The following is a 25,532-nucleotide window of genomic DNA, read 5'->3' as shown; positions in this document are numbered from 1 at the left end:
CGCGCCGCACGCCGTATCGGCGATTGACATCCCGGCCGGGCGAATTATCGCCGGCTGGAAGGACGGACTGCCATGCAAGACTACATCCGCAAGATCATCGGGGCGCGCGTCTACGACGTCGCGATCGAGAGCCCGCTCGACGCGCTGCCGCGACTTTCGGCCCGCATCGGTGGCGGCGCCCTGCTGAAGCGCGAGGATCTGCAGCCGGTCTTCTCGTTCAAGCTGCGCGGCGCCTACAACAAGATCGCCGGGCTCGCGCCAGAGGCGACCGAGCGCGGCGTGATCTGCGCCTCGGCCGGCAACCATGCACAGGGCGTGGCGCTGGCGGCGCGCAAGCTCGGCATCAAGGCCACCATCGTGATGCCGCGCACTACGCCCGACATCAAGGTGCAGGCGGTGCGCAGCCTCGGCGGGCGCGTCGTGCTCCATGGCGAGAATTTCGACGAGGCTTACGGCCATGCCCGCAAGCTCGAGGCCGAGAAGGGCCTGACCTTCGTCCACCCCTATGACGATCCCGACGTTATCGCGGGGCAAGGCACTGTCGGCATGGAGATATTGCGCCAGCACCCCGACCCGATCGAGGCGATCTTCGTGCCGATCGGCGGCGGCGGGCTCGCCGCTGGCGTCGCGGTCTACGCGAAGTTCCTACGGCCGGAGATCAAGGTGATCGGCGTCGAGCCTGTGGACGCCGCCTCCATGGCCGGCGCCATCGCGGCGGGGGAACGCATCGTGCTCGACCAGGTCGGCCTCTTCGCCGACGGCGTCGCGGTGCGGCAGGCGGGCGAGGAGACCTTCCGGCTCTGCCGCGAGCTGCTCGACGAGGTCGTCACCGTCTCGACCGACGAGATCTGCGCGGCGGTGAAGGACATCTTCGAGGACACCCGTGCCATCGCCGAGCCCTCCGGCGCCGTCAGCCTCGCCGGCTTGAAGGCCTATGCCGCGCGCCATGCCGAGCGGACGGGCGCGCTGATCGCGATCAACAGCGGCGCCAACATGAATTTCGACCGTTTGCGCCATATCGCGGAGCGGGCCGAGATCGGCGAGCAGCGCGAGGCGCTGCTGGCGGTGACGATCCCCGAAAAGCCCGGCAGCTACCGCGCCTTCATCCATCTGCTCGGCCGGCGCGCCATCACGGAGTTCAACTACCGCTACTCCGACGCGAAGGCCGCGCGCATCTTCGTCGGCGTGCAGCTCAACGAGGGCGAGGCCGAGAAGCGCCAGATCATCGCGATGCTGGCCGAGCACGGCTATCCGGTCCTCGACATGAGCGACAACGAGCTCGCCAAACTGCATATCCGCTACATGGTCGGCGGAAAGGCGCCGGGGCTTGGTGACGAACTGATCTTCCGCTTCCAGTTCCCGGAGCGGCCGGGCGCGCTATTGAAGTTCCTGAACAGTCTCTCGGCCGACTGGAACATCTCCCTCTTCCATTATCGCAACCACGGCGCCGATTACGGCCGCGTGCTCGCCGGCATCCAGATTCCGCAAGCCGAGCGCGGCCAGCTCGCCAAGCGCCTCGATGCGCTCGGCTATCCCTATTGGAGCGAGAGCGAGAATCCGGCCTATCTGTCGTTTCTGGCGGAGGCGTAGAGCGCATTACGTTTTCATAGAAGCGCGGTCATCCCGGACGCAGCGCAGCGGAGATCCGGGATCCATCGCAAAGCTCCGGAGCCCTACGATGGATCCCGGGTCAAGCCCGGGATGACGGGGTGGTTCTGCGCATAATCAGCGAACACCCGTATCTCAGCGAGTAAATGTATCCGTTCGACCTTATCGAACGATTCATTCGATATTATGAGTTGGATCGATCGAAGGTAGAAAATTATTCCATGATCAGCATCGGAGAGCTGGTCAATGTCCTCTTACGCCTCGCAACGCCTCGCGCAGCCGGTCCCGGCAACGGCCGGCGCGTCCTGGCTCGCCATCGGCCCCGGCCTGTTGCTCGCCGCCGTGATTGCTGGGGCGGGCTTCGCGCTGCGCCAGCTTCCGGGCGTCGGCAGCTTCAGCCCGATGATCCTCGCCATCCTGATCGGCATCGGCTTCCACAATCTTGTGGGAACGCCGGCAATCGCCAAGGCCGGCGTCGCCTTCGCCATGCGCAAGGTGCTGCGCTTCGCCATCATCCTGCTCGGGCTGCAGCTCACCGTGACGCAGGTGCTCGATGTCGGGCTGAGCGGCATCGCCGTGATCGGGCTGACTCTGGTTTCGACCTTCCTGTTCACCACCTGGCTCGGGCGGCGGATCGGCGTCGAGCCGAAGCTGACCGAGCTGATCGCGGCGGGAACCTCGATCTGCGGCGCCTCGGCCGTGATCGCGACCAACACCGTGACGCGGGCGCCCGACGAGGACGTCGCCTATGCGGTGGCTTGCGTCACCGTCTTCGGCTCGATCGCGATGTTCGCCTATCCGCTGCTGCCCGGGCTGCTGCATCTCGATGCCCACGCCTACGGCTTGTGGACGGGCGCCTCGATCCACGAGATCGCGCAGGTCGTCGCCGCCGCCTTCCAGGGTGGGCAGCAGGCGGGCGAATTCGGGACCGTCGCCAAGCTCTCGCGGGTGATGATGCTCGCCCCCGTCGTGATCACGCTCGGCCTGATGGCCACCCGTCGGGCGCGCCGCGGCGGCGATGCCGGCACGCAGGCCAAAGCGCCGATGCCCTGGTTCGTGCTCGGCTTCATAGCGATGGTCGGCCTCAACAGCCTGATCGCGGTTCCCGGCGACGTAAAAACCGGCATCGTGACGGCGACCACCTTCCTGCTCTCGATGGCGCTGGCCGCGATGGGGCTGGAAACCGATATCCGCAAGCTCAAGGCCAAGGGCCTGCGCCCGCTCCTTCTTGGGCTCGCCGCCTTCCTGTTCATCGCCTGCTTCAGCCTTCTGCTGGTGAAGCTCGCCGCGTAAGCTGCGGCGCATGACGCTCGAACAGCTCCGCATCTTCGTCGCCGTCGCCGAGCGCGAGCACCTGACGCAGGGCGCCCGCGCGCTCAACCTCACCCAGTCGGCGGTGAGCTCGGCGATCGCGGCGCTGGAGGCGCGCTATGCGACCCGGCTGTTCGACCGCATCGGACGGCGGATCGCGCTGACCGAGGCGGGCCGGCTGTTTCTGACCGAAGCCCGCGCCGTGCTGGCGCGCGCGGCGGCGGCGGAAGCGGTGCTCTCCGATCTTTCCGGGCTGGCGCGCGGCTCGCTGGCGCTGATGGCGAGCCAGACGGTGGCGAATTACTGGCTGCCGCCGCTGATCCAGCAATTCCGCCACGCCCATCCCGGCATCGCGATCACGCTTTCCATCGGCAACACCGAGACGGTCAGCGCCGCCATCCATGACGGAGCGGCCGATCTCGGTTTCATCGAGGGCGAGATCGACGATCCCGCCCTTGCCATCACCGCCGTCGCCGAGGACGAACTCGTGATTATCGTGCAGACCGGCCATCCCTGGACGGGCGCACCGCCGATCCCCTCCGCGCTGAAGCAGGCGGCGTGGGTGCTGCGCGAACCCGGCTCTGGTACGCGCGCCATGTTCGAGGCGGCGCTGCCCCGGCTCGGGCTCGTGCCTGCCGATCTCGCTGTGGCGCTCGAACTGCCGTCGAACGAGGCGATCTGCGCCGCGGTCGCCGCCGGTGCAGGCGCCACCGCGATCTCCCGCCTCGTCGCCGCCAACGCCATCGCGGCCGGGCGGCTCGCCACTGTCGCCTTGCCGCTGCCGAAGCGCCGCTTCCTCGCGCTGCGCCACAAGGAGCGCTACCTGGCCAAGGCGGCCGCGGCATTCCTGGCGCTGACGGCGGCGCAGCACATACCGGCCTGACACCCCCTCAACCACGATGCATCGGCAGAGAGCTGCCAGACGAACGGCGGTTGACATTCAAGTAATGTTATAATGTAACAAATTACCTTTCATCGGACCGGACCTTTCCGATGGCCAACCCCTCCCTCCTCGTCGATCGGCGCCTGCCGGTCACGGTCCTCGCGGGCTTCCTCGGCGCCGGCAAGACCACGCTGCTCAACCACATCCTCAACAACCGCGAGGGCAAGCGCGTCGCCGTGATCGTCAACGACATGAGCGAGGTCAACATCGACGCCGATCTCGTGCGCGAAGGCGGCGCCAACCTCTCCAAGACCGAGGAAAGCCTCGTCGAGATGAGCAATGGCTGCATCTGCTGCACGTTGCGCGACGACCTTCTGACCGAGGTGCGCCGCCTCGCCGAGGAGAGGAAGTTCGACTACCTGCTGATCGAGGGCACCGGCATCGCCGAGCCGCTGCCAATCGCCGCGACCTTCTCGTTCCGCGACGAAGAGGACCGCTCGCTCGACGATGTCGCGCGGCTGGACACGATGGTCACAGTCGTCGACGCGCTCAATCTGCTCGATGATTACGACAGCCGCGACTTCCTCGGCGATCGCGGCGAGACTGCCGGCGAAGGCGATGCGCGCACGCTGGTCGACCTACTGGTCGAGCAGATCGAGTTCGCCGATGTCGTGGTCGTCAACAAGGCGGGCGAGGTCTCGCCGCAGAAGCTCGAGAAGGTCAGGCAGGTGGTGCGCGGGCTCAATGCCGACGCCCGCATCGTCGAGGCCGATTTCGGCCGCGTGCCGCTCGACGAGGTGCTGGATACCAAGCTCTACAGCGAGGAGAAGTCACAGACCCACCCGCTCTGGCACAAGGAGCTCTACGGCTTCCGCGACCATGTACCGGAGACCGAGGAATACGGCATCCGCTCCTTCGTCTACCGGGCACGCAGGCCGTTCCACCCGCTGAAGCTCCACGATTTCATGGGCAAGCGCCTGTCCGGCGTGATCCGGGCCAAGGGGCATTTCTGGCTGGCGAGCCGGCCATACTGGGTCGGCGAATATTCGCTTGCCGGCCGCATCACCCGCACCGAGGGCATGGGGCGCTGGTGGGCCGCCGTGCCCAGGGAGCGCTGGCCGGGTTCGGAGGAGTTCCTGTCGATGATGCGCAAGCATTGGTCGACGGCCTGGGGCGATCGGCGCCAGGAGATGGTCTTCATCGGCGGGCCGGAGATGGACGAGGCGGCGATACGCGCCGAGCTCGACGCCTGCCTGACCGGGAACACGTCAACGGGGCTGACGCAGTCAATGCTGAGGCTGGAAGACCCCTTCCCGAGCTGGGACCGCCAGGCGGCCTGACCGTTCCGTCATCGCCGCAAAGCCGGCGCCCTCCCTGCCCAATCGAGATATCAGATGACCCAGCCTCGCTTCCGGCCGCGCCATGCCGCGCGCCTTGACACTCGCCTTGTCGCCCACCTTGCAGCCGGCACGGCCCTCGGCTCTCTCCTGTCCTCGGGCGCGCTGGCACAAGGCGCGATCATTCTCCCGGAAATCACCGTCACCGCGCCGAGCCCGATCCAGCCGCGCGTGTTGCCGGAGGCCGCGCAGGCAGGCGGGGACACCGTGCCCCTCAACCGCAGCTTCTCGTCGGTGACGGTGCTGACCGCGCCGGACATCCTGCGCAATGGCGGGCGCACGCTCGGCGACCAGCTCGCCAACGAGCCCGGCATCACCAATTCCGGCTTCGCGCCGGGTGGCGCCGACCGGCCGGTGATCCGCGGCCTCGATAATGTCCGGGTGCGCATCCAGGAAAACGGCATCGGCTCGCAGGACGTCTCCGACCTCGGCGAGGATCATGGCGTGCCGATCGACCCGCTGGCGGCACAGCGCATCGAGGTGATCCGCGGTCCGGGCACGCTGCGCTACGGCTCGCAGGCGATCGGCGGCGTCGTGAGCGTCGAGAACAACCGCATTCCCTCCATGCTGATCGCTCCGGGCTTCCATGCCGAGACGCGCTCATCGGTCTCCTCCGTCGACAACGGCTTCGAGAATTCGGTGCTGATCGATGCCCGCTCCGGCCAGTTCGTCATCCATGGCGACATCTATCACCGCAATGCCGAGGACTACCGCATTCCCGGCGGCCGGCAGTTCAACAGCTTCTCCCGCTCGGACGGGCAGGCGATCGGCGGCACATATTTCCTGCCGAACGGCTTCATCGGCTTCTCGCTTTCGCATTTCACCAGCCTCTACGGCATTCCCGGCAACGACGCCGCGCAGAGCCGCACCCGCATCGATCTCGAGCAGACGAGGCTGGCCAGCAAGGGCGAGTTCCAAATCGACGGCGGCTTCATCGACACCATCCGCTACTGGGTCGGCGGCTCGGTCTATCGCCATGACGAGAAAGGCCTGAACGGCGATGGCCTGTTCGAGACCGCCGCGACCTTCAAGAACCGCGAGGTCGAAGGCCGCGTCGAGGCGCAGCTCAAGCCGGTCGATATCGGGATCGGCCGCCTGACCTCCGCCTTCGGCGTGCAATTCGGCCGGCAGGAGATCGGCACGGCGGGCGAGGCCGGCGGCCTGCTGCTGCCGGCTACGACGCAGACCGCCGCGCTCTACAACTTCAACGAGCTTCAGCTTCTGCCGGGCACCAAGCTGCAGGCAGCCGGGCGCATCGACTATGCCCGCGTCTCGGGCACCGGCGCGATCTTCCCCGCCGATCTGCTCGGTGCTTCCGGCGACCCGACGGACGATCCGCGCACGCGCCGTTTCGTGCCGCTCAGCGCCAGCATCGGCCTGCTGCAGGACCTGCCCTACGGTTTCGTGGCGAGCCTCACCGGCTCCTATATCGAGCGGGCACCGAAGGCCGCCGAGCTGTTCTCGCGCGGCGCCCATGATGCGCCCGGCACCTTCGAGATCGGCGATCCCAACCTGAGGAAGGAGGCCGCCAAGACGGTGGAACTCGGCTTGCGCCGCAGCGCCGGCCCGTGGCGCTTCGACGCCTCCCTCTATGCGACGCGCTATGAGGGCTTCATCTACCGGCATGTCACCGGCATTCGCTGCGACGACGAGTTCGCTAGTTGCGGCACCGGCGACGAGCTGACCCAGGTCGTCTACAGCCAGCGCAACGCGACCTTCCTCGGCGGCGAACTGAAGACGCAGTACGACCTCTTCGCGATCGGCCCACACGTCTTCGGCATCGAAGGACAATACGACATCGTGCGCGCGAAGTTCTCCGGCGGCGAGAACGTGCCGCGCATTCCGCCGCAGCGGCTCGGTGGCGGCCTGTTCTGGCGCGGCGGAGAAAACTGGCAGGCGCGCGTCACCCTGCTGCACGCCTTCTCGCAGAAGCGCACCGCTCCCGAGGAAACCACGACCGACGGCTACAACCTGCTGAACGCCGAGCTGAGCTATCGCTTCAAGATCAAGGAGAGTCCGCTTGGCCCTGTGGAGCTGACGGCCGGCGTCAACGGCACCAATCTGCTCAACGAGACGATCCGCGACGCCGTCTCGTTCCGCAAGGACGAGGTGGTGCTGCCGGGCCGCGGGGTCAGGGCCTTCCTGAGCGCGAAGTTCTGAACCTCGCTCTCAGGCCGCGACCACGGCGCTCGGCGCGGCGCGCATCAGCATGCCGAAGAGATCGCGCGGATCGTCGGGATCCGCGATCAGGTCGAGGTCGATATAGGTGCCGGCCTCGCGGATGCGCTCATAGACGTAGCGCAGCGCCGAGAAATCCTCGATGGCGAAGCCGACCGAGTCGAACATCGTGATCTGCCGGGCGTCGCTGCGGCCCGGCGCGACACCGGCGATGACCTTCCAGAGTTCCTCGACTGGGTGATCGGCATCGAGCTGCTGGATATCGCCCTCGATGCGGGTCTGCGGCGGGTATTCGACGAAGATCGAGGAGCGCAGCAGCACATCGCGGTGGATCTCGGTCTTGCCCGGGCAGTCGCCGCCGACCGCGTTGATATGGACGCCGGCACCGACCATGTTGTCGGTCAGGATCGTCGCATACTGCTTGTCGGCCGTGACGGTGGTGACGATCTCCGCGCCCTCGACCGCCTCCATGGCGGTGGCGCAGCGGGTGATCCTGAAGCCGTGGCGCGCGAGATTGCGGGCGCATTTCTCGGTCGCGGCCGGGTCGACGTCGTAAAGGCGCAGATCGTCGATGCCGAGCAGCGCCCGGAAGGCGAAGGCCTGGAACTCGGACTGCGCGCCATTGCCAATGATCGCCATCGTCGCGGCGTTCTTCGGCGCGAGGTGCTTCGCCGCCACCGCCGACATCGCCGCCGTGCGCAGCGCCGTCAGCAGGGTCATCTCCGAGAGCAGCACGGGATAGCCGGTCGCGACGTCGGAGAGCAGGCCGAAGGCGGTGACGGTCTGCAGCCCGGCCTTCATGTTCTTGGGGTGGCCGTTGACGTATTTGAAGCCGTAGAGCTTGCCGTCGCTGGTCGGCATCAACTCGATCACGCCTTCGAGGCTGTGCGAGGCGATGCGCGGCGTCTTGTCGAAGATCTCCCAGCGCCGGAAATCGTCCTCGATATAGCCGGCGATATCGGACAGCACGCGTTCGATGCCGATCGCATGGACCAGCTTCATCATGTGGTCGACGCTGACGAAAGGCACGACGTTGAGCTGCTGAATCATGGGTCCCCGCGCTGTTCTTATGAAAGACCCATTATCCGCGTTTTGAGCGGCAGGCGATAGAAGCCAGATTGACCTGATCGATGCCAAGATTGATCGGATCGGCAAAGGTGATTATCCAATATGGACAATGGACGATATCGATCAGCGCCTCATCACCCTGCTGCGCCATGACGGGCGCCGCAGCATCTCGGACCTCGCGGCCGATCTCGGCCTGACGCGGGCGACGGTGCGCTCGCGGCTGGAGAAGCTGGAACAGTCGGGCGAGATCATCGGGTTCACAGTGATCCTGCGATCGGACGCGATCGACCTGCCGGTGCGCGGCATCACCATGATCGAGATCGCCGGCCAGGCGGCGGACGCGGTCACCACAGCGCTGAGCGGCTTCAGCGAGGTCTCCAGCATCCACACCACCAACGGCAACTGGGACCTCGTGGTCGAGCTCGGCACCTCCGACCTGATCGCCTTCGACCAAGTGCTCAGGCGCATCCGCTTGATCCCCGGCGTCACCAACAGCGAGACCAGCCTGCTGCTGGCGACGCCGCGCAGCGTCAAGGCGCGGCTGTAGGCGCTATGGGCAGTTCGTCGCCGGCCTGTCGTGGCTCCCCCGTCATTCCGGGGCGTCGCGCCAGCGAAGAGCCCGGAACCCAGAACCGATACGGTCTCCACGAAGGCGCTGTTGGGTCACCGATCAAATGAATAACGGCATCGGTTCTGGGTTCCGGTCTCAGGCCTGCGGCCTGCCCCGGAATGACGGCTGAGGCTCCGGCAACATCATCTCTGGAAGCTGCCCACACCACCCAGCACTTTCGACAAGGATCGCCGCTGCATGGCCGCCATCCGCAAATGCGACACGGCGCCCCGTGACAGGCGCGCGCCGCCCCCCTAACGTGCCACCTGTCAGACGAAGGCGTCGATGGCGGCCGGCGATGCATGATCGCGCAAGGCCGCCCGTTCGCGTCCGGCATCGACAGTTCCTTGCTCAGGGCATGGACGAACGGCCGCTTCCCGGCCGGGTTCGCGCGCCTTTGAGCCAAGACACGATCAGGGAGACCAGACCATGTCGCATGAGCTCGAATTCTACATCGATGGCCAGTGGGTGCAGCCCTCCGGCAAGCGCACGCTGGGCGTCGTCGATCCGTCCAACGAGGAGGTTTTCGCCACCATCGCCCTCGGCGAGCAGGCCGATGTCGACAAGGCCGTCGCCGCAGCCCGCGCCGCATTCCCGGCCTTCGCCGCGACCTCGAAGGCCGAGCGCCTCGCGCTGATGCGCCGCCTCGCAGAGGCCTACAAGAAGCGCTACGACGACATCGCCGACGCGCTCTCGCGCGAAATGGGCGCGCCGAAGGAGCTGGCGCATCGCGCGCAGGCCGCGATGGGCACCGCCCATCTCGCCAAGATGATCGAGACGCTCGAGAATTTCGAGTTCGAGGAGTTGCGCGGCACCACCCTGATCGCCAAGGAGGCGATCGGCGTCGTCGGCATGATCACGCCGTGGAACTGGCCGCTCAACCAGATCATGTGCAAGGTCGCGCCGGCGCTGGCCGCCGGCTGCACCATGGTGCTGAAGCCCTCCGAGATCGCACCGCTCAACGCCATCATCTTCGCGGAAGCCATGCATGAGGCCGGCGTGCCGAAGGGCGTGTTCAACCTCGTCAACGGCGATGGCCCGACGGTCGGCGAGGCGATCTCGCGCCATCCGGGCGTCGACATGGTCTCCTTCACCGGCTCGACCCGCGCCGGCATCCTCGTCGCCAAGGCGGCGGCGGACACAGTCAAGCGCGTGCATCAGGAGCTCGGCGGCAAATCGGCCAACATCATCCTCGACGATGCCGACCTGAAGAAATCGGTGAAGCTCGGCGTCGAGAGCGTGATGCGCAACTCCGGCCAGTCCTGCAACGCGCCGACCCGGATGTTCGTGCCCGAGAAGCTGCATGAGGAAGCGCTCGCCATCGCCAAGCAGGTCGCCGAGCCGCTCAAGGTCGGCGCTCCCTCGGCGGACGGCGTCTTCCTCGGCCCGGTCGTCAGCGAGGTGCAGTACGAGAAGATCCAGCGCCTGATCGAGGCCGGCATCAAGGAAGGCGCAACGCTGGTCACCGGCGGCCCCGGCCGGCCGGAAGGTCTGAACCGCGGCTACTATGTCCGCCCGACGGTCTTCGGCGGCGTCACCGACGAGATGACGATCGCGCGCGAAGAGATCTTCGGACCCGTGCTCTCGATCCTGCCCTACAAGAGCGACGACGAGGTGGTGGAGCGCGCCAACGACACGCCCTACGGCCTCGCTTCCTATGTCCAGTCTGGCTCGCAGGATCGCGCCCGCAAGATCGCGGCGCAGATGCGCTCGGGCAACGTCTATATCAACTATCCGGCCTGGGACGCGGGCGCGCCCTTCGGCGGCTACAAGCAGTCCGGCAACGGCCGCGAATACGCCGATTTCGGCCTCGAGGAGTTCCTTGAGATCAAGGGCACGGTCGGCTACGCCGCAGCCTGATCGGATAGCGACCTGACAGACGCAAGGCCCGGTGGACGCAAAGCCACCGGGCCTTCATCTTATCGACCATTCAATCGATTGAGAGAGACAGGCCATGGCCAATCCGAACCGCTATGACGCGATGCGCTACAATCGCTGCGGCCGCAGCGGGCTGCAGTTGCCGGCGCTCTCGCTCGGCCTCTGGCAGAATTTCGGCGAGACCGGCAGCCGCACCAATATGCGCGAGATCTGCCGCACGGCCTTCGACCTCGGCATCACCCATTTCGACCTCGCCAATAATTACGGCCCCCCGCCCGGCTCGGCCGAAACCGCCTTCGGCGAGATCCTCGCCCAAGATTTCGCTGATTATCGCGACGAGCTGTTGATCTCGACCAAGGCCGGCTACCGGATGTGGCCCGGCCCCTATGGCGAATGGGGCAGCCGCAAATACCTGATCTCCAGCCTCGACCAGAGCCTGAAGCGGATGAAGCTCGACTATGTCGACATCTTCTATTCGCACCGCTTCGACCCGAACACGCCGCTGGAAGAGACGATGGGTGCGCTCGACGCCATCGTCCGCCAGGGCAAGGCGCTCTATGTCGGGCTCTCCTCCTACAATTCGAAGCGCACGCAGGAAGCGGTCGCGATCCTGCGCCGGCTCGGCACGCCCTGCCTGATCCACCAGCCGAGCTATTCGATGCTCAACCGCTGGATCGAGCAGGACGGGCTGCTCGACACGCTCGATGCGGAGGGGATCGGCTCGATCGTGTTCTCGCCGCTGGCGCAGGGCATGCTGACCGACAAGTACCTCAAGGGCGTGCCGGCCGGCAGCCGTGCCGACAAGAAGGCGCCTTCCTTCCGCGAAGGTTTCCTGAGCGAGGACAATCTCAGGAGCATCGCGGCGCTGAACGAGATCGCCAGCGCGCGCGGCCAGAGCCTCGCCCAGATGGCGATCGCCTGGGTGCTGCGCGGCGGACGCGTCACCTCGGCCCTGATCGGCGCGAGCCGGCCGGAGCAAGTGACCGATTGCGTCGCGGCGCTGAAGAACCCGGAATTTTCCGCCGACGAGCTGGCGGCGATCGACAAGCATGCGGTCGATGGCGGCATCAACATCTGGGCGGCTTCGGCGGAGCGTTAGAACAGCTGCCATCGTCATTCCGGGGCTTCGCGCAGCGAAGAGCCCGGAACCCAGAACCGATGCATCTTATCGAGAGCGCAGCAGTCGCGCCGCTTCATTTAGATCCGGTATCGGTTCTGAGTTCCGGGCTCATGCCGATGGCATGCCCCGGGATGACGATGTGTTTCTCCGCCCGTCCGACTCCCCTCAATCCTCCTCCGCCACTGCCGCGATCGGCAGGGCGCTGGAGCGCTTCACCTGGCCCAACGCGAAGCTCGATTCGATCGAGGCGACGCCGTCTAGGCGGGTGAGCTTGTCCTTGAGGAAGCGCTCATAGGCCGGCAGGTCGCGCACGACGATGCGCAGGAGATAGTCGCGCTGCCCGGTCATCAGATAACAGTCGACCACTTCGGGCCAGCGCGCCACGGCCTGCGAGAAACGGTCTAGCTCGTCCTCGCGCTGGCGCTCCAGCTTGACCGAGGCGAAGACGCTGATCGGCAGGCCGACCTTGGTCTGGTCGATGATCGCGGCATAGCCCTGGATGACGCCGGCCTCCTCCAGCATGCGGATGCGGCGCGCGCAGGGCGAGGCGGAGAGGCCGATGCGCTGGGCGAGGTCCTGCACCGAAAGGCGCGAATTGATCTGCAGTTCCGCGATGATCTTGCGGTCGAGCGCATCGAGGCGCAGGCGTGCCATTCCCTGTCTCCGTCCCGGCTGACATCGCCCTTTTACAGGAGCCGCCGTTGATCGCCATGGGCATCACCGTGGAAGGGAGCAACACGATATAACTGGCGCGAAGGCGCCGGTCGAGCTAAGCGATACCTACAATCCTGCGAATGTATGGAAACCCGCGCTGCGATGGTCGAAGGCGATGAAGCGATCCGCTGGATCGGCCGGCTCGATCCGGCGGCAGGGCCGCGCTACCTGCAGATCGTCGCGCAGCTCGAACAGGCCGTGACCAAGGGGCTACTCCGGCCCGGCGACCGGCTGCCGCCGCAGCGCAAGCTGGCCGATCATCTCGCGGTCGATCTCACCACGGTGACCCGCGCCTTCGGCGAAGCCCGCGAACGCGGGCTGATCGACGCCGTGACCGGGCGCGGCTCCTTCATCTCGGTCCGGCAGGAGCAGGAGGGGCCGGCGCTCGACCTCAGCATGACGATCCCGCCGGCGCCGAAGGGGCTGCGACTGGGCGAGCTGATGCAGCGCGGCATCGCCGAGATCCTGGCGCGCAGCGATGCCGACCAGCTGATGAACTATCATGGCGGGGCCGGATCATTGGCCGAACGCGCTGCCGGAGCCGCCTGGCTCGCGCCGCTGATGGGCGTGCTTGCGCCGCAGCGCATCGCCGTCGTGCCGGGAGCGCAGACGGGGCTGAACGCCCTCCTCTCTCTGCTGGCCCGCCCCGGCGATACGATCCTGACGGAACCGCTGACCTATCCCGGCCTGATCGGCGCGGCCCGGCAACATGGGCTTACCATGGCTCCTGTCGCGAGCGATGCCGACGGCCCGCTCCCGAACGCGCTCGACGAGGCTGCCATCCGCTTCGGAGCGCGGCTGTTCGCGCTGACACCGACGCTGCAGAATCCGACCTGCATCACGATCAGCGAACAGCGCCGCCGCGAACTCGTCGCCGTCGCCCGGCGGCGCGACCTCATCCTGATCGAGGACGATCCCTACAGCCTGCTCGCCGGGGATGCGCCCCCGCCGCTCGCTGCGCTGGCGCGGGAGCGGACCTGGCATGTCGCGACCTTGTCGAAGGTGCTGACGCCCGGCCTGCGCACGGCCTTCATCGTCATGCCCGAGGGAGCCGACGATGCGCCCTTCCTCGCCGCACTGCGCGCGACAGCCCTGATGCCCGCGCCATTGATGACGGCACTTGCCGCGCACTGGATCAGGATCGGCGTGGCCAAGGATTTGCTGGAGGGCGTGCGGCGCGAAGCGGTCGAGCGGCAAATACTGGCGAGAGGGATTTTGCCCGAGACGATGCAGGGCCATCCCTATGCGCTGCATGTCTGGCAGCCGCTGCCCGCGCATTGGGAGCGCAGCCGCCTGATCGAGCGTGCCCGGATGGCCGGGCTCGGCGTCATGGCGGCAGATGCGTTCAGCACGGGGGGCCAGGCTCCGGACGCGATCCGGATCGCACTGGGGGCGATACCGGAACGGGCGCGGCTGGCCGAAGCGCTCCGGCTTCTAGCGAAGCTCATCGCAGGCAATGAAATGGAGCGACAAGAGGCGCGCCGAACACTCTGAAACCGGGTAGAGGCGTTGCCTTTTTGCGGAAACGCGGGTCGTCCCGGCCGGAGCGAAGCGGAGAGCCGGGATCCATGCCTGAACCTCGACCGGAAGCGCTCCGGCATGGATCCCGGGTCAAGCCGGGGATGACGCCGTGGTTCCGTCGCAGATCAGCAGCTGTTGAAACAGCCTTGTCAGGATCAGGCCGCCGGCTTGTCCTGCGGCGTCGGGCGGGCGAGCCGGCCTTCCTCGGCCTTGTGGAAGAATTGCGAGGCGACGAGCCAGCCCTTCAGCGGCTGGAGCGGCGGAATGCAAGTCAGCAGGATCAGCGGCAGCGTGGTGACGAGATGCACCCAGGTCGGCGGGTTGTAGGTCAGCTCCAGCCAAAGCGGAAAGGCCGCGGCCGGGATGCAGACGAACATCATCACGAAGAAGGCCGGTCCATCCGCCGGGTCGGCGAAGGAATAATCGAGGCCGCAGACCTCGCATTTCGGCTTCAGCTTCAGGAAGCTCTCGAACATCTTGCCCTGCCCGCAACGCGGGCAGCGGCCGCGCAGGCCGGTCTGGAGCGGAGAGAGTGGCGGCCAGTGCTCGCCGGACATGGAATGTCTCCTCGGGACGGCGCCGTTCGATCGGCGTCGCCCCTCAGATCAGCCTCGATACAGACAATGTCAATATTGTATGCATCTTAGCTGGCTGCCTGCGCGGATCGGTCGCGGGGCGTTTTCAGATGTGCAGCGCGTGTCCCAGCGCTTTCATCGCGGCCTCCGGGAAGGCCTCGCCGAGGGTCGGATGGGCGTGGATCGTGCCGGCGATGTCCTGCAGCGTCGCCCCCATCTCAATGGCGAGGCCGAAGGCGGCCGAGAGTTCCGAAACGCCCTGCCCGACCGCCTGGATGCCGAGCACCAATTCGCTGCCGGCCTGCGCGACGACGCGGACGAAGCCCGCCTCGGCATGGCGGGTCATGGCGCGGCCATTGGCGGCGAAGGGGAACTGGCCGATCTTGAGCTCATGGCCGGCGCGCTTCGCCTCGTCAGGGGAAAGGCCGACCGAGACGATCTCGGGATCGGTGAAGCAGATCGCCGCGATGCCGCGCTTGTCCCAGGCCCGCGGCAGGCCGGCAACGATCTCCGCCACCATCTCGCCCTGCGCCATGGCGCGATGCGCCAGCATCGGCTCTCCGGTCACGTCGCCGATGGCGTAGATGCCGCGCATCGCGGTCTCGCAGCGCTCGCCGATACGGATGAAGCGGCCGTCCCTGTCGAGAACGAGGTTCTCAAGCCCGAGATCGTCGGTGACCGGCTTGCGGCCGACCGTGACTAGGATCTTGTCGGCCGGCAGCGCACGCTCGGTGCCATCGGCCGTCTCGATGCGCAGCCCGTCGCCCTTCGGCGTTGCCCCAAGCGCCTTGGCGCCCGTGAGCACCTCGACGCCGAGCGCAGTCAGGCGCTTCGAGACCGGGCCCGTCAGTTCGGTGTCGTAGAGCGGCAGGATGCGCTCCTGCGCCTCCACCACCGTGACCTTGCTGCCGAGCTTGGCGAAGGCGGTGCCGAGTTCGAGCCCGATATAGCCGCCGCCGACCACGACGAGGCGCTTCGGCAATTCGGTCAGCGCCAGCGCGCCGGTCGACGAGATGGTGTTTCCACCGAAGGGCAGGAAGGGCAGTTCCACCGGCGCGGAGCCGGTCGCGATGACGATGGCCTCCGCCCTGATCGTGCGCGGGCCGGTCTCGGTCTCGACCACGACGGTCTTGCCGTCGCGGAAACGCGCCTTGCCGTGGACGATCTTGACCTTGGCCTTGCGCAGCAGCGCGGCGACGCCGTTGTTGAGGCGCTGGACGATGCCGTCCTTCCAGGCGACGGCCTGCTTCAGGTCGAGCTTAGGCTCCGCCGCGGTCAGGCCGAAGGGCGTCTTGCCGGCGGCGGCGTCAGCCGCCTTCTCGAACTCCTCGGCGACATGGATCATCGCCTTGGAGGGGATGCAGCCGACATTGAGGCAGCTGCCGCCGAGCTTGGTGCTCTCGACGATGACGGTGTCGATGCCGAGCTGGCCGGCGCGGATGGCGCAGACATAGCCGCCGGGGCCGGCGCCGATGACGAGGAGCTTGCAGGTGATTTCGGTCATGCGCGGTCCTCACCACAACGGGTCGCAATCATGCGGTGGAACCTCGCCGTCATCCCGGCTGGAGCGAAGCGGAATGCCGGGATCCATCGTAGAGCACCGCGTTCTACGATGGATCCCGGAGCTGCGCCGCTGACGCGGCTTGTCCGGGATGACGTGGTGTTTCCTCGCCCCATCACGTCACAGATCCACGAAGAGCGTGGCCGGGTTCTCCAGCAGTTCCTTCAGCCGCTGCACGAAGACGGCGGCGTCCCAGCCGTCGATGACGCGGTGGTCGAAGCTGGAGGAGAGGTTCATCATCTTGCGCGGCACGAAAGTCGTGCCGTCCCAGACCGGGCGCACGACCATCTTGTTGACGCCGACGATGGCGACTTCCGGGTAGTTGATCACCGGCGTCGTGGCGATGCCGCCGAGCGCGCCGAGCGAGGTGATGGTGATGGTCGAGCCGGTGAGCTCGTCGCGCGTCGCGGTGCCGTCACGCGCGCGCTCGGCGAGGCGGTTGAGCTCGATGCCGCAGCCCCAGAGGTCGCGCGCCTCGGCATGCTTCACCACCGGCACGACGAGGCCGGACGGCGTCTGCGTGGCGATGCCGATATTGATCGCGGCATGCTGGTGCACGACCCCGGCATCGTCTTCGTAGAGCGCGTTGAGCGCCGGCTGCTCGCCGAGCGCCTTGACCATGGCGCGCATCAGGAAGGGCAGCATCGTCAGCTTCGGCCGCTCCGGCGTCGGCTTCTTGTTCAGCGTCGCGCGCAGGTCTTCCAGCGGCGAGACGTTGATCTCCTCGACGATGGTGATGTGCGGGATACGCGACTTCGACAGCGCCATCTTCTCGGCGATGCGCCGGCGCAGGCCGACGACCTTGATGTCGGTAACCGCATTCTGCTCGACCAGCCCGCCGCCGCGTGCCGGCTCGGGGCCGCGCAGCAGGAAGGCGTCGATATCCTCATGGCTGATGCGGCCGGCCGGTCCGGTGCCCTTAACCTGCCGCAGATCGACGCCGGCCTCACGCGCCTTGAGGCGCACGGCCGGCGAAGCAAGAGGCTTCTCGCCCGGCGCGCGGCGCTGGGCGGGTGTGGTACCGGCGCGCGCCGGCTTCGGCGGCGGCGGGGCAGCCGGTTTAGCAACGGAACCACCGCCGTCATTGCGGAACTTCGCGTCAGCGAAGGGCCCGGAACCCAGAACCGCTGGGTTGTCGGAGGTTGTCGCCCCGCCACCGGCGCCCTTGCGAGGAGACGCATCGGCTCTGGGTTCCGGGCTCAGGCCTTCGGCCTGCCCCGGATTGACGGACTGGCTCCCTGCGACATCGTCGCTCTCCGCGCCATCCGCACCCGCAATCTTGAGCTTCACGATCGGTGAGCCGATCGCGACGGTGTCGCCGACCTCGGCGCCGACCCAGGTGACCTCGCCCTCGACGGGCGAGGGAATTTCGACCGTCGCCTTGTCGGTCATCACCGCGGCGAGCAGATCGTCCTCGCGGACGATGTCGCCGACCTTGACGTGCCATTCGACGAGCTCCGCCTCGGCGATGCCCTCGCCGACATCCGGCAGCTTGATGATGCGCTCGGCCATCAGCGTGCCTCCATGATGTCGCGCAGCGCCTGTCCGAGGCGGGCGGGACCGGGGAAGTAGTCCCATTCCTGCGCATGCGGATAGGGCGTGTCCCAACCGGTGACGCGCATCACCGGCGCCTCCAGATGGTAGAAGCAGTGCTCCTGCACCAGCGAGGCCAGCTCGCCGCCGAAGCCGGAGGTCAGCGTGGCCTCGTGCAGCACGATGCAGCGGCCGGTCTTCTCGACCGAGGCGATGATCGCCTCCAGATCGAGCGGGACCAGCGTGCGCAGATCGATCACCTCGGCGTCGATGCCGGTATCCTCGGCGGCCGCGAGCGCGACATGCACCATGGTGCCGTAGGCGATGATGGTCACGGCACTACCCTCGCGCCGCGTCACCGCCTTGCCCAGCGGCACGGTGTAATGGCCGTCCGGCACCTCGGAGAGCTCGTGCTTCGACCAGGCCGTTACGGGTCTGTCGTGATGGCCGTCGAAGGGGCCGTTATAGAGCCGCTTCGGCTCGAGGAAGATCACCGGGTCCGGGTCCTCGATAGCGGCGATCAGCAGGCCTTTGGCGTCGTAGGGGTTGGACGGGACGACGGTCTTCAGGCCGGAGACATGGGTAAAGAGGGCTTCCGGACTCTGGCTATGGGTCTGGCCGCCGAAGATGCCGCCGCCGGTCGGCATGCGGATCACCATCGGGCAGGTGAAATCCCCGGCCGAACGGTAGCGCAGGCGCGCTGCTTCCGAGACGATCTGGTCATAGGCCGGATACATGTAGTCGGCGAACTGGATCTCGACGCAGGGGCGGAGGCCATAGGCGGCCATGCCGACCGCGGTGCCGACGATGCCCAGTTCGTTGATCGGTGCATCGAAGCAGCGCGAGACGCCGTATTTCTGCTGGAGCCCATGCGTGCAGCGGAAGACGCCGCCGAAGAAGCCGACATCCTCGCCGAAGACCACGACATTGTCGTCGCGGCCCATGGAGACATCCATGGCGGAGCGGATCGCCTCGATCATCGTCATCTTGGCCATCGCGTCAGACTCCGATCTGCTGGCGCTGGCGGCGCAGATGCGGCGGCAGCTCGGCATAGACATCCTCGAAGATGTCGCGTGCCGAGGGCTTGCCGCCGGAATGCAGCGTGCCAAAGCTCTCGGCCTCCTTCTGCGCGGCGATGACGGTTGCGAGGATCTCGGCCTCCGCCTGCTTGTGGCGCTCCTCCGTCCAGGCGCCGACCGCGATCAGATGCTGCTTCAGCCGGATCAGCGGGTCTCCGAGCGGCCAGTCGTCGGATTCATGCTTGGGGCGGTAGGCGGAAGGGTCGTCCGAGGTGGAATGCGCGCCCGCGCGGTAGGTGACGTATTCGACCAGCGTCGGCCCGAGATTGCGGCGGGCCCGCTCGATCGCCCATTGCGCCACGGCATAGGTGGCGAGGTAGTCGTTGCCGTCGACGCGCAGGGCCGGGATGCCGAAGCCGAGTCCCCGCGCCGCGAAGGTGCCGGAGCCGCCGCGCGCGATGCCCTGGAATGTCGAGATCGCCCACTGGTTGTTGACGACGTTGAGGACGACCGGGGCCTTGTAGGTCGAGGCGAAGACCAGCGCGGCGTGGAAATCCGATTCCGCCGTCGAGCCGTCGCCGATCCAGGCCGCGGCGATGCGGGTGTCGTTCTTGATCGCCGAGGCCATCGCCCAGCCGACGGCCTGGACGAACTGCGTCGCGAGATTGCCGGAGATCGAGAAGAAGCCGTGATCCTTCGACGAGTACATGATCGGCAATTGCCGGCCGCGCAGCGGATCGCGCTCGTTCGAGTAGATCTGGCACATCATGTCGACGAGCGGATAGTCGTTCGCGATCAGGAGCCCGGCCTGGCGATAGGTCGGGAAGTTCATGTCGCCGGGCTGGAGTGCGATGCGGAAGGCGCAGCTCACCGCCTCCTCGCCCGTGTGCTGCATGTAGAAGGAGGTCTTGCCCTGGCGCTGGGCCATCTGCATGCGCGCATCGAAGGTCCGCAGCGTCATCATGTGGCGCAGGCCGCGGACGAGATCGTCCCTGCCGAGATCGGGCGCCCAGGGGCCGACCGCCTCGCCCTCGCGGTTCAACACGCGGATGATCGAATAGGCGAGATCGCGGATATCCTTGGGGTCGACGTCGACAGGCGGCCGCGCGACCGAGCCCGCCTTCGGGATCACGACATGGGAGAAGTCGGGCTTCTCGCCAGGCCGGCTCGCCGGCTTCGGGACATGGAACTTCAGCGGCTGGACCGTCGCCGACGTGCCGTCGGCCTTGTCGCTGCTCATGAGCGTCTCCATCCCTGTCGCCACCAGCATTCCGCCTTCGCGTGCATCCGGCAAGGCGCCTCTCGTCGGCGCCGCCATGCACAGCAACCGCAGCCGGCCCGCGATCGTTCCCCTTGCAACCAACGCTAACGCTGCGCGGGCGGAGGTTCCTTCCGAATTTGCGGACGTCCTCGACATGAGGCAGAAGATACTGCTGCCTTTGTCGAAGATTGCGGAATTATCGCCCGATGAATAAAAAGAGCCAGAATGGTCCTGCTCTCGATCTGATCGATCGCAAGATTCTCGCTGCGTTGCGGGAGGATGGGCGATTGACGACGCAGGCGCTGGCCGAAAAGGTCGGCCTCTCTCCCTCTCCCTGCTGGACGCGGGTGAAGCGGCTGGAGGAATCCGGCACAATCGAGAAATACGTCGCGCTGCTCGACCACAAGGCGCTCGGCTACAACAATGTCGTCTTCGTCGAGATCACGCTCGACAAGCATGACGACAAGGTGCTCGACCAGTTCGGCGAGGCGCTGGTCCGGGCGCCGGAGGTGGTCGAGGCCCATCTGGTCACCGGCGAATACGACTATCTCGCCAAGGTCGTGGTCAGCGGCACCGACCACTACGAGCGCTTCCTGCGCGAGACGATCTACCGCATCCCGGGCGTACGCCAGACGCGCACGACCTTCGGGCTGAGGGCGCTGAAGCGGACGCTTTCTGTCGATCCGCTGAAGGTGGTGGGGTGAAATCGCAGGATGGTCGGGAGAACAGCCGTCATGCTCGGGCCTGACCCGAGCATCTCCTGCCGAAAGAGGCTCCTTGAGCCTCATCCTGCCTGAGATTCTCGGGTCTCCGCTTCGCTTCGCCCGAGAATGACGGCCTTTGCGAACGCTCTACGCCAACATCTCCCGCACCAGTGGCACGACCTTCTCGCCATAGAGCCTGATGCATTCCATCATCCGTTCATGCGCCAGGGGGCCGGCGCTGTACTTCAGCTGGAAGTGGGCGATGCCCAGTCCCTTGGCGGTCGCGGCGATCTTGCGCGCCACCGTCTCGGGCGAGCCGAGATAGAGCGAGCCGCGCGCGACCTCCTGCTCGAACTCGTCTCGGCCCATCGGCGGCCAGCCGCGCTCGGCGCCGATGCGGTCCCGCATCTGCTTGTAGGCCGGGAAGAACTCCTCCCTGGCCTGCTCGTCGGTGGCCGCGACATAGCCCGGCGAATGCACGCCGACCGGCTTCGCCCGCTTGCCAAGCTGCGCATAGGCGCGATGGTAGAGATCGACGAAGGGTTTGAAGCGCAGCGGATCGCCGCCGATGATGGCGAGCATCATCGGGAGATCGTAGCGCGCCGCCCGCACCACCGATTCCGGGCTGCCGCCGACGCCGATCCAGGTCTTGAGCGGCCCGTGCTCGACCGGCGGGTAGACCAGCTGGTCCTTCAGCGGCGGGCGGATCGAACCCTGCCAGGTCACCGGCTCCTGCGGCAGCAGCGCGGCGAAGAGATCGAGCTTCTCCTCGAAGAGCTTTTCATAGTCGCGCAGGTCGAAGCCGAAGAGCGGGAAGGATTCGGTGAAGGAGCCGCGCCCGAGAATGACCTCCGCACGCCCGTTCGAGAGCGCGTCCACCGTCGAGAAGCGCTGGAAGACGCGGATCGGATCGTCCGAACTCAGCACGGTGACCGCGGAGCCCAGCTTGATGCGGCTGGTGCGCGCGGCCATCGCGGCCAGCACGGTCTCGGGCGACGACACGGCGAAATCGGCGCGGTGATGCTCGCCGACGCCGATGAAGTCGATGCCGACGCTGTCTGCCAGCACGGCTTCCTCGACGAGGTTGCGGATCACCTGCGCATGCGGCAACGGCTTGCCGTCCGCCCCATGGGTGACGTCGCCGAAGGTGTCGAGCCCGAATTCCAGTTCCTGCGCCATGATCATCCCCAGGCCTGCCAAGGCCCGTTGCTTGCCGGCCATCCCGGCCAGACGCAGTTAGGAGCGCCATTGCCCGGGCGCAATTCTCCGGGTGTTGCCGCTGCAGCAACAGCCTGTTTGCACGGCTGCAACCGCAGCGCTTGCAAGCGGCGCCGGCTATGCCGATGCTCGGAGGCCGCGGCGACATCAGCCGCATCCGAAACGACGCCATGATCATCCGCCAGCTTGTCTATCTCGACGCGCTCGCCCGCGAGAAGCATTTCCGCCGCGCGGCCGAGGCCTGCCATGTTTCGCAGCCGACGCTCTCGGCGGCGATCGTGCAGCTCGAGGAGGAGCTCGGCGTGATGATCGTCGAGCGCGGCCGGCGCTTCCAGGGCTTCACCAAGGAAGGCGAGGTCGTGCTCGCCCATGCGCGCCGCATCCTGGCCGAAGCCGAGATCATGAAGGACTCCATCGCCGAGCTGCGCGAGGGCGTGTCCGGGCGCATCCGGCTCGGCGCGATCCCGACCGCGCTGCCGATGATCGCGCACATCACCGCGCCATTCTCGGAGCGCTATCCGGCGGTTTCGCTGACCGTGCTGTCGCTGACCTCGCAGGAGATCCAGGAGGGCATCGACAATTTCGAGCTCGATGTCGGGCTGACCTATCTCGACAACGAGCCGCTCGACCGGGTGATCTCGAAGCCGATCTACCAGGAATCCTATGTGCTGCTGACCCGCGAGGACGGCCCGCTCGGCCCGCGCGACACCATCAGCTGGGCCGAGGCGGCCGAGCACAAGCTCTGCCTGCTCACCGGCGACATGCAGAACCGGCGCATCATCGACGGCATTTTCCGCTCGGTCGGCACCGCGCCGCGGCCGATGATCGAGACCAACTCGATCTTCAATCTCTGCTCTCATGCCGGCATCCAGGGCGTCGCCAGCATCGTCTCGCTGCAGTTGCTCGAATTCTTCGGCGTGCCGCTCGGAACGAAAGCACTGTCGCTGGTCGAGCCCGAGGCGCAACGGACGATCGGCCTGATCGTCGCCGACCGGCAGCCCGTCGCGCCGCTCGCCCGCAACCTGCTGATGATGACGAAGCCGGTGACGGATGCGCGGCTGCCGCGACGAACGATCGTGCGATAGTCTCAACCTATCGTCTTAGAGCCCGCATCGAATTGTGCAGCGCAAAACGGCTCCGCCGCGAAACTTTCGGACTGCCTCTCCGGCGCAGGCGGCCATCCCACTCCGCTTGCAAGCGAGTTTGATAGGCCCAGACTATCATGCAGTTGAAACAAACGATTTGAAATCATTCCAGGATAGACCACCTTTTCCTCAAGATGTGCCCGGTGAACCGGGCCGGATGGAGGAAAGATGGCCGGATACCCCGCCTGGAATCAGGAGAGCGCGCGCTCGATCATCGCGGGCCTCGCGCATCTGGAAGGCGCGACCCTGCCGATCCTGCACGCCCTGCAGGAGGAGTTCGGTCATGTCGACGCGCAGGCGGTGCCGCTGATCGCCGAGGCGCTGAACCTCTCCCGCGCCGAAATCCATGGCGCGATCTCGTTCTATCATGATTTCAGGGCCGCCCCGCCGCCGCAGCGGGTGATCAAGCTCTGCCGGGCCGAGGCCTGCCAGGCGCTCGGCTGCGAGGCGCTGGTCGAAGAGCTCGCCCATGAGCACGGCATCGCCGTCGATGGCGGGCCTGCCGACGACGCCGTGGTCGAAACGGTGTATTGTCTGGGCAATTGCGCGCTCGGGCCAGCAGCCCTGGTCGATGGCGAACTGATCGGGCGCGTCGACGCCGCCCGCATCGCCGGGCTCTGCCAGCACGGAAGGGCGCAATCATGAGCGCCGCCCCGGTTCGCATCTTCATACCCATCGACGCCGCAGCCCTGTCGGTCGGCGCGGAAGCCGTAGCACAGGCGGTCACCCGCGAAGCGACGGCGCGCGGCCTCTCCGCCGAGATCGTCCGCAACGGCTCGCGCGGCATGCTCTGGCTGGAGCCGCTGGTCGAGGTCGAGACAGCGGAAGGCCGCATCGCCTACGGGCCGGTCGCGGCAAAGGACGTGGCGGCGCTGTTCGATGCCGGGCTTGCGACAGGCGGCGCCCATCCGCTGCGCCTCGGCAAGACCGAGGAACTCGACTGGATGAAGCGCCAGCAGCGGCTGACTTTCGAGCGCGTCGGCGTCATCGACCCACTCTCGATCGCCGATTATCGCGCCCATGGCGGCTTTGCGGGCCTGCAAAAGGCGTTTTCGCTCACCGGCCAGGACATCGTGCAGACCGTCAAGGCCTCCGGCCTGCGCGGGCGCGGCGGCGCCGGCTTCCCGACCGGCATCAAATGGCAGACGGTCCACGATGCCAGGGCCGATCAGAAATACATCGTCTGCAACGCCGACGAGGGCGATAGCGGCACTTTCGCCGACCGCATGCTGTTCGAGGGCGACCCCTACCTCGTGATCGAGGGCATGGCGATCGCGGCCATCGCAGTCGGTGCGACGCGCGGCTACATCTATCTGCGCTCGGAATATCCGCACGCGTTCCGCACGCTGCAGCGCGCGATCCTCAAGGCGGAAGCGGCCGGCATGATCGGCGCCTCCGTTCTCGGCAGCGGGCACGCCTTCCATCTCGAGGTCCGGCTCGGCGCCGGCGCCTATATCTGCGGCGAGGAGACCTCGCTGCTCGAAAGCCTGGAAGGCAAGCGCGCCATCGTCCGCGCCAAGCCGCCGCTGCCCGCCTTGCAGGGCCTGTTCGGCAAGCCGACGATCGTCAACAACGTGCTCTCCTTCGCCGCCGTGCCGTGGATTCTCGACCATGGCGCGCAGGCCTATGCGGATTACGGCATGGGCCGCTCGCGCGGCACGCTGCCGATCCAGCTCGGCGGCAACGTCAGGCGCGGCGGGCTGATCGAACTCGCCTTCGGCATCTCGCTGCGCGAGATCATCGAGGATATGGGCGGCGGCACGCTCTCAGGCCGGCCGATCCGGGCCGTGCAGGTCGGCGGGCCGCTCGGCGCCTACCTGACCGCCGGGCAGCTCGACGTGCAGATGGACTACGAGGCGCTCGCCGCGATGCGCGCCATGCTCGGCCATGGCGGCATCGTCGTCTTCGACGACAGCGTCGACATGGCCAAACAGGCGCGCTTCGCCTTCGAATTCTGCGCCAAGGAGAGCTGCGGCAAGTGCACGCCCTGCCGCATCGGCGCGACGCGCGGCGTCGAGGTGATGGACCGCATCATCGCGGGTGCCGAAGTGCCGAAGAACATTGCCGTGCTGCGCGATCTCTCGAAGCTGATGACCGACGCCTCGCTCTGCGCGATGGGCGGGCTGACGCCGATGCCGGTGATGAGCGCGCTCAACCATTTCCCCGAGGATTTCGACCGTCCTCCCAGCCCACTGCAAGAAATTGCGATGGCGGCCGAGTGAGGAGGC

General features: G+C 66.9%; 22 protein-coding genes. 14 read left to right on the top strand and 8 right to left on the bottom strand.

Translation table 11 applies throughout. The features are described 5' to 3' along the window. Window positions 1–72 precede the first annotated feature (72 nt). The 5 genes from ilvA to AC1DVA_RS14175 all read left to right on the top strand — a co-directional run bounded on the left by ilvA (window position 73) and on the right by AC1DVA_RS14175 (window position 7,359). A complete protein-coding gene (gene ilvA, locus AC1DVA_RS14195; protein WP_476806258.1) occupies window positions 73–1,590 on the top strand; it encodes a threonine ammonia-lyase, biosynthetic in 1,518 nt (505 codons plus the stop codon). A gap of 264 nt (window positions 1,591–1,854) precedes the next feature. After that, complete coding sequence (locus tag AC1DVA_RS14190; protein ID WP_476806257.1) at window positions 1,855–2,901, top strand: YeiH family protein; 1,047 nt, start codon at window positions 1,855–1,857, stop codon at window positions 2,899–2,901. 10 nt (window positions 2,902–2,911) lie between these two features. After that, window positions 2,912–3,802 (top strand): LysR family transcriptional regulator, encoded by an 891-nt coding sequence (locus tag AC1DVA_RS14185; protein ID WP_265051669.1) that lies wholly within the window; start codon window positions 2,912–2,914, stop codon window positions 3,800–3,802. Between the two features lie 110 nt (window positions 3,803–3,912). Then, on the top strand, window positions 3,913–5,142 hold the full coding sequence (locus tag AC1DVA_RS14180) for a GTP-binding protein (protein WP_476806256.1): 1,230 nt from the start codon (window positions 3,913–3,915) through the stop codon (window positions 5,140–5,142). A gap of 54 nt (window positions 5,143–5,196) precedes the next feature. Then, a complete protein-coding gene (locus tag AC1DVA_RS14175; RefSeq protein ID WP_476806255.1) occupies window positions 5,197–7,359 on the top strand; it encodes a TonB-dependent receptor in 2,163 nt (720 codons plus the stop codon). A 9-nt stretch (window positions 7,360–7,368) separates the two neighbouring features. Here AC1DVA_RS14175 and AC1DVA_RS14170 read toward each other — a convergent pair whose 3' ends face one another. Continuing rightward, complete coding sequence (locus AC1DVA_RS14170) at window positions 7,369–8,427, bottom strand: ornithine cyclodeaminase (RefSeq protein ID WP_476806254.1); 1,059 nt, start codon at window positions 8,425–8,427, stop codon at window positions 7,369–7,371. Between the two features lie 127 nt (window positions 8,428–8,554). On the opposite strand from AC1DVA_RS14170, the gene AC1DVA_RS14165 reads away from it, so the two are divergent. The 3 genes from AC1DVA_RS14165 (at window position 8,555) to mgrA (ending at window position 12,032) form a co-directional block, all read left to right on the top strand. After that, a complete protein-coding gene (locus AC1DVA_RS14165; RefSeq protein WP_265051665.1) occupies window positions 8,555–8,992 on the top strand; it encodes an Lrp/AsnC family transcriptional regulator in 438 nt (145 codons plus the stop codon). Between the two features lie 492 nt (window positions 8,993–9,484). Then, the gene (locus tag AC1DVA_RS14160) at window positions 9,485–10,915 is read left to right on the top strand and encodes an aldehyde dehydrogenase family protein (protein WP_265051664.1); all 1,431 of its coding nucleotides are present in this window, start codon (window positions 9,485–9,487) and stop codon (window positions 10,913–10,915) included. Window positions 10,916–11,009: 94 nt separating this feature from the next. Then, window positions 11,010–12,032, top strand: a complete 1,023-nt coding sequence (gene mgrA, locus AC1DVA_RS14155) for an L-glyceraldehyde 3-phosphate reductase (RefSeq protein ID WP_265051663.1) — start codon at window positions 11,010–11,012, stop codon at window positions 12,030–12,032. A gap of 186 nt (window positions 12,033–12,218) precedes the next feature. Here mgrA and AC1DVA_RS14150 read toward each other — a convergent pair whose 3' ends face one another. Further along, complete coding sequence (locus AC1DVA_RS14150; protein WP_265051662.1) at window positions 12,219–12,707, bottom strand: Lrp/AsnC family transcriptional regulator; 489 nt, start codon at window positions 12,705–12,707, stop codon at window positions 12,219–12,221. Window positions 12,708–12,869: 162 nt separating this feature from the next. Here AC1DVA_RS14150 and AC1DVA_RS14145 point away from each other — a divergent pair, with 162 nt between their 5' ends. Next, window positions 12,870–14,261, top strand: a complete 1,392-nt coding sequence (locus AC1DVA_RS14145) for an aminotransferase-like domain-containing protein (protein WP_476806253.1) — start codon at window positions 12,870–12,872, stop codon at window positions 14,259–14,261. Between the two features lie 182 nt (window positions 14,262–14,443). Here the strand turns inward: AC1DVA_RS14145 and AC1DVA_RS14140 are convergent, their stop codons facing one another. The 5 genes from AC1DVA_RS14140 to AC1DVA_RS14120 form a co-directional block, all read right to left on the bottom strand. Further along, window positions 14,444–14,845 (bottom strand): DUF983 domain-containing protein, encoded by a 402-nt coding sequence (locus AC1DVA_RS14140; protein WP_265051660.1) that lies wholly within the window; start codon window positions 14,843–14,845, stop codon window positions 14,444–14,446. Window positions 14,846–14,969: 124 nt separating this feature from the next. Then, complete coding sequence (gene lpdA / locus AC1DVA_RS14135) at window positions 14,970–16,367, bottom strand: dihydrolipoyl dehydrogenase (protein WP_476806252.1); 1,398 nt, start codon at window positions 16,365–16,367, stop codon at window positions 14,970–14,972. 177 nt (window positions 16,368–16,544) lie between these two features. Continuing rightward, the gene (locus AC1DVA_RS14130) at window positions 16,545–17,936 is read right to left on the bottom strand and encodes a dihydrolipoamide acetyltransferase family protein (protein ID WP_476806251.1); all 1,392 of its coding nucleotides are present in this window, start codon (window positions 17,934–17,936) and stop codon (window positions 16,545–16,547) included. Beyond that, window positions 17,936–18,952: an alpha-ketoacid dehydrogenase subunit beta gene (locus AC1DVA_RS14125; RefSeq protein WP_265051657.1), complete on the bottom strand. Its 1,017-nt coding sequence runs from the start codon at window positions 18,950–18,952 to the stop codon at window positions 17,936–17,938. Before AC1DVA_RS14125 ends, AC1DVA_RS14130 begins: the two co-directional genes overlap by 1 nt. A gap of 4 nt (window positions 18,953–18,956) precedes the next feature. Further along, window positions 18,957–20,216 (bottom strand): thiamine pyrophosphate-dependent enzyme, encoded by a 1,260-nt coding sequence (locus AC1DVA_RS14120; RefSeq protein ID WP_476806250.1) that lies wholly within the window; start codon window positions 20,214–20,216, stop codon window positions 18,957–18,959. On the opposite strand from AC1DVA_RS14120, the gene AC1DVA_RS14115 reads away from it, so the two are divergent. Together AC1DVA_RS14115 and AC1DVA_RS14110 are read left to right on the top strand one after the other, a co-directional pair. Continuing rightward, the gene (locus AC1DVA_RS14115) at window positions 20,215–20,451 is read left to right on the top strand and encodes a hypothetical protein (protein WP_265051655.1); all 237 of its coding nucleotides are present in this window, start codon (window positions 20,215–20,217) and stop codon (window positions 20,449–20,451) included. The two genes, AC1DVA_RS14120 and AC1DVA_RS14115, sit on opposite strands and share 2 nt — an antisense overlap. After that, window positions 20,444–20,941: an Lrp/AsnC family transcriptional regulator gene (locus AC1DVA_RS14110; protein WP_265051654.1), complete on the top strand. Its 498-nt coding sequence runs from the start codon at window positions 20,444–20,446 to the stop codon at window positions 20,939–20,941. Before AC1DVA_RS14115 ends, AC1DVA_RS14110 begins: the two co-directional genes overlap by 8 nt. A gap of 147 nt (window positions 20,942–21,088) precedes the next feature. Here the strand turns inward: AC1DVA_RS14110 and AC1DVA_RS14105 are convergent, their stop codons facing one another. Continuing rightward, window positions 21,089–22,120: an LLM class flavin-dependent oxidoreductase gene (locus AC1DVA_RS14105; RefSeq protein WP_476806249.1), complete on the bottom strand. Its 1,032-nt coding sequence runs from the start codon at window positions 22,118–22,120 to the stop codon at window positions 21,089–21,091. 158 nt (window positions 22,121–22,278) lie between these two features. Here AC1DVA_RS14105 and AC1DVA_RS14100 point away from each other — a divergent pair, with 158 nt between their 5' ends. The 3 genes from AC1DVA_RS14100 to AC1DVA_RS14090 all read left to right on the top strand — a co-directional run bounded on the left by AC1DVA_RS14100 (window position 22,279) and on the right by AC1DVA_RS14090 (window position 25,526). Then, window positions 22,279–23,244: a LysR family transcriptional regulator gene (locus AC1DVA_RS14100; protein WP_265051652.1), complete on the top strand. Its 966-nt coding sequence runs from the start codon at window positions 22,279–22,281 to the stop codon at window positions 23,242–23,244. 228 nt (window positions 23,245–23,472) lie between these two features. Further along, window positions 23,473–23,949, top strand: coding sequence for an NAD(P)H-dependent oxidoreductase subunit E (locus tag AC1DVA_RS14095; protein ID WP_476806248.1), 477 nt, complete (start codon window positions 23,473–23,475; stop codon window positions 23,947–23,949). After that, entirely contained in the window at window positions 23,946–25,526 is a 1,581-nt protein-coding gene (locus tag AC1DVA_RS14090) for a formate dehydrogenase beta subunit (RefSeq protein WP_476806247.1), read from the top strand. The genes AC1DVA_RS14095 and AC1DVA_RS14090 overlap by 4 nt, the downstream gene beginning before the upstream one ends. Window positions 25,527–25,532: the final 6 nt, after the last annotated feature.

The organism is Allobosea sp. P4_C6 (assembly GCF_056402015.1).
Note: the sequence above shows the minus strand (reverse complement) of the source record. Positions and strands in the feature narration are given on the sequence as shown.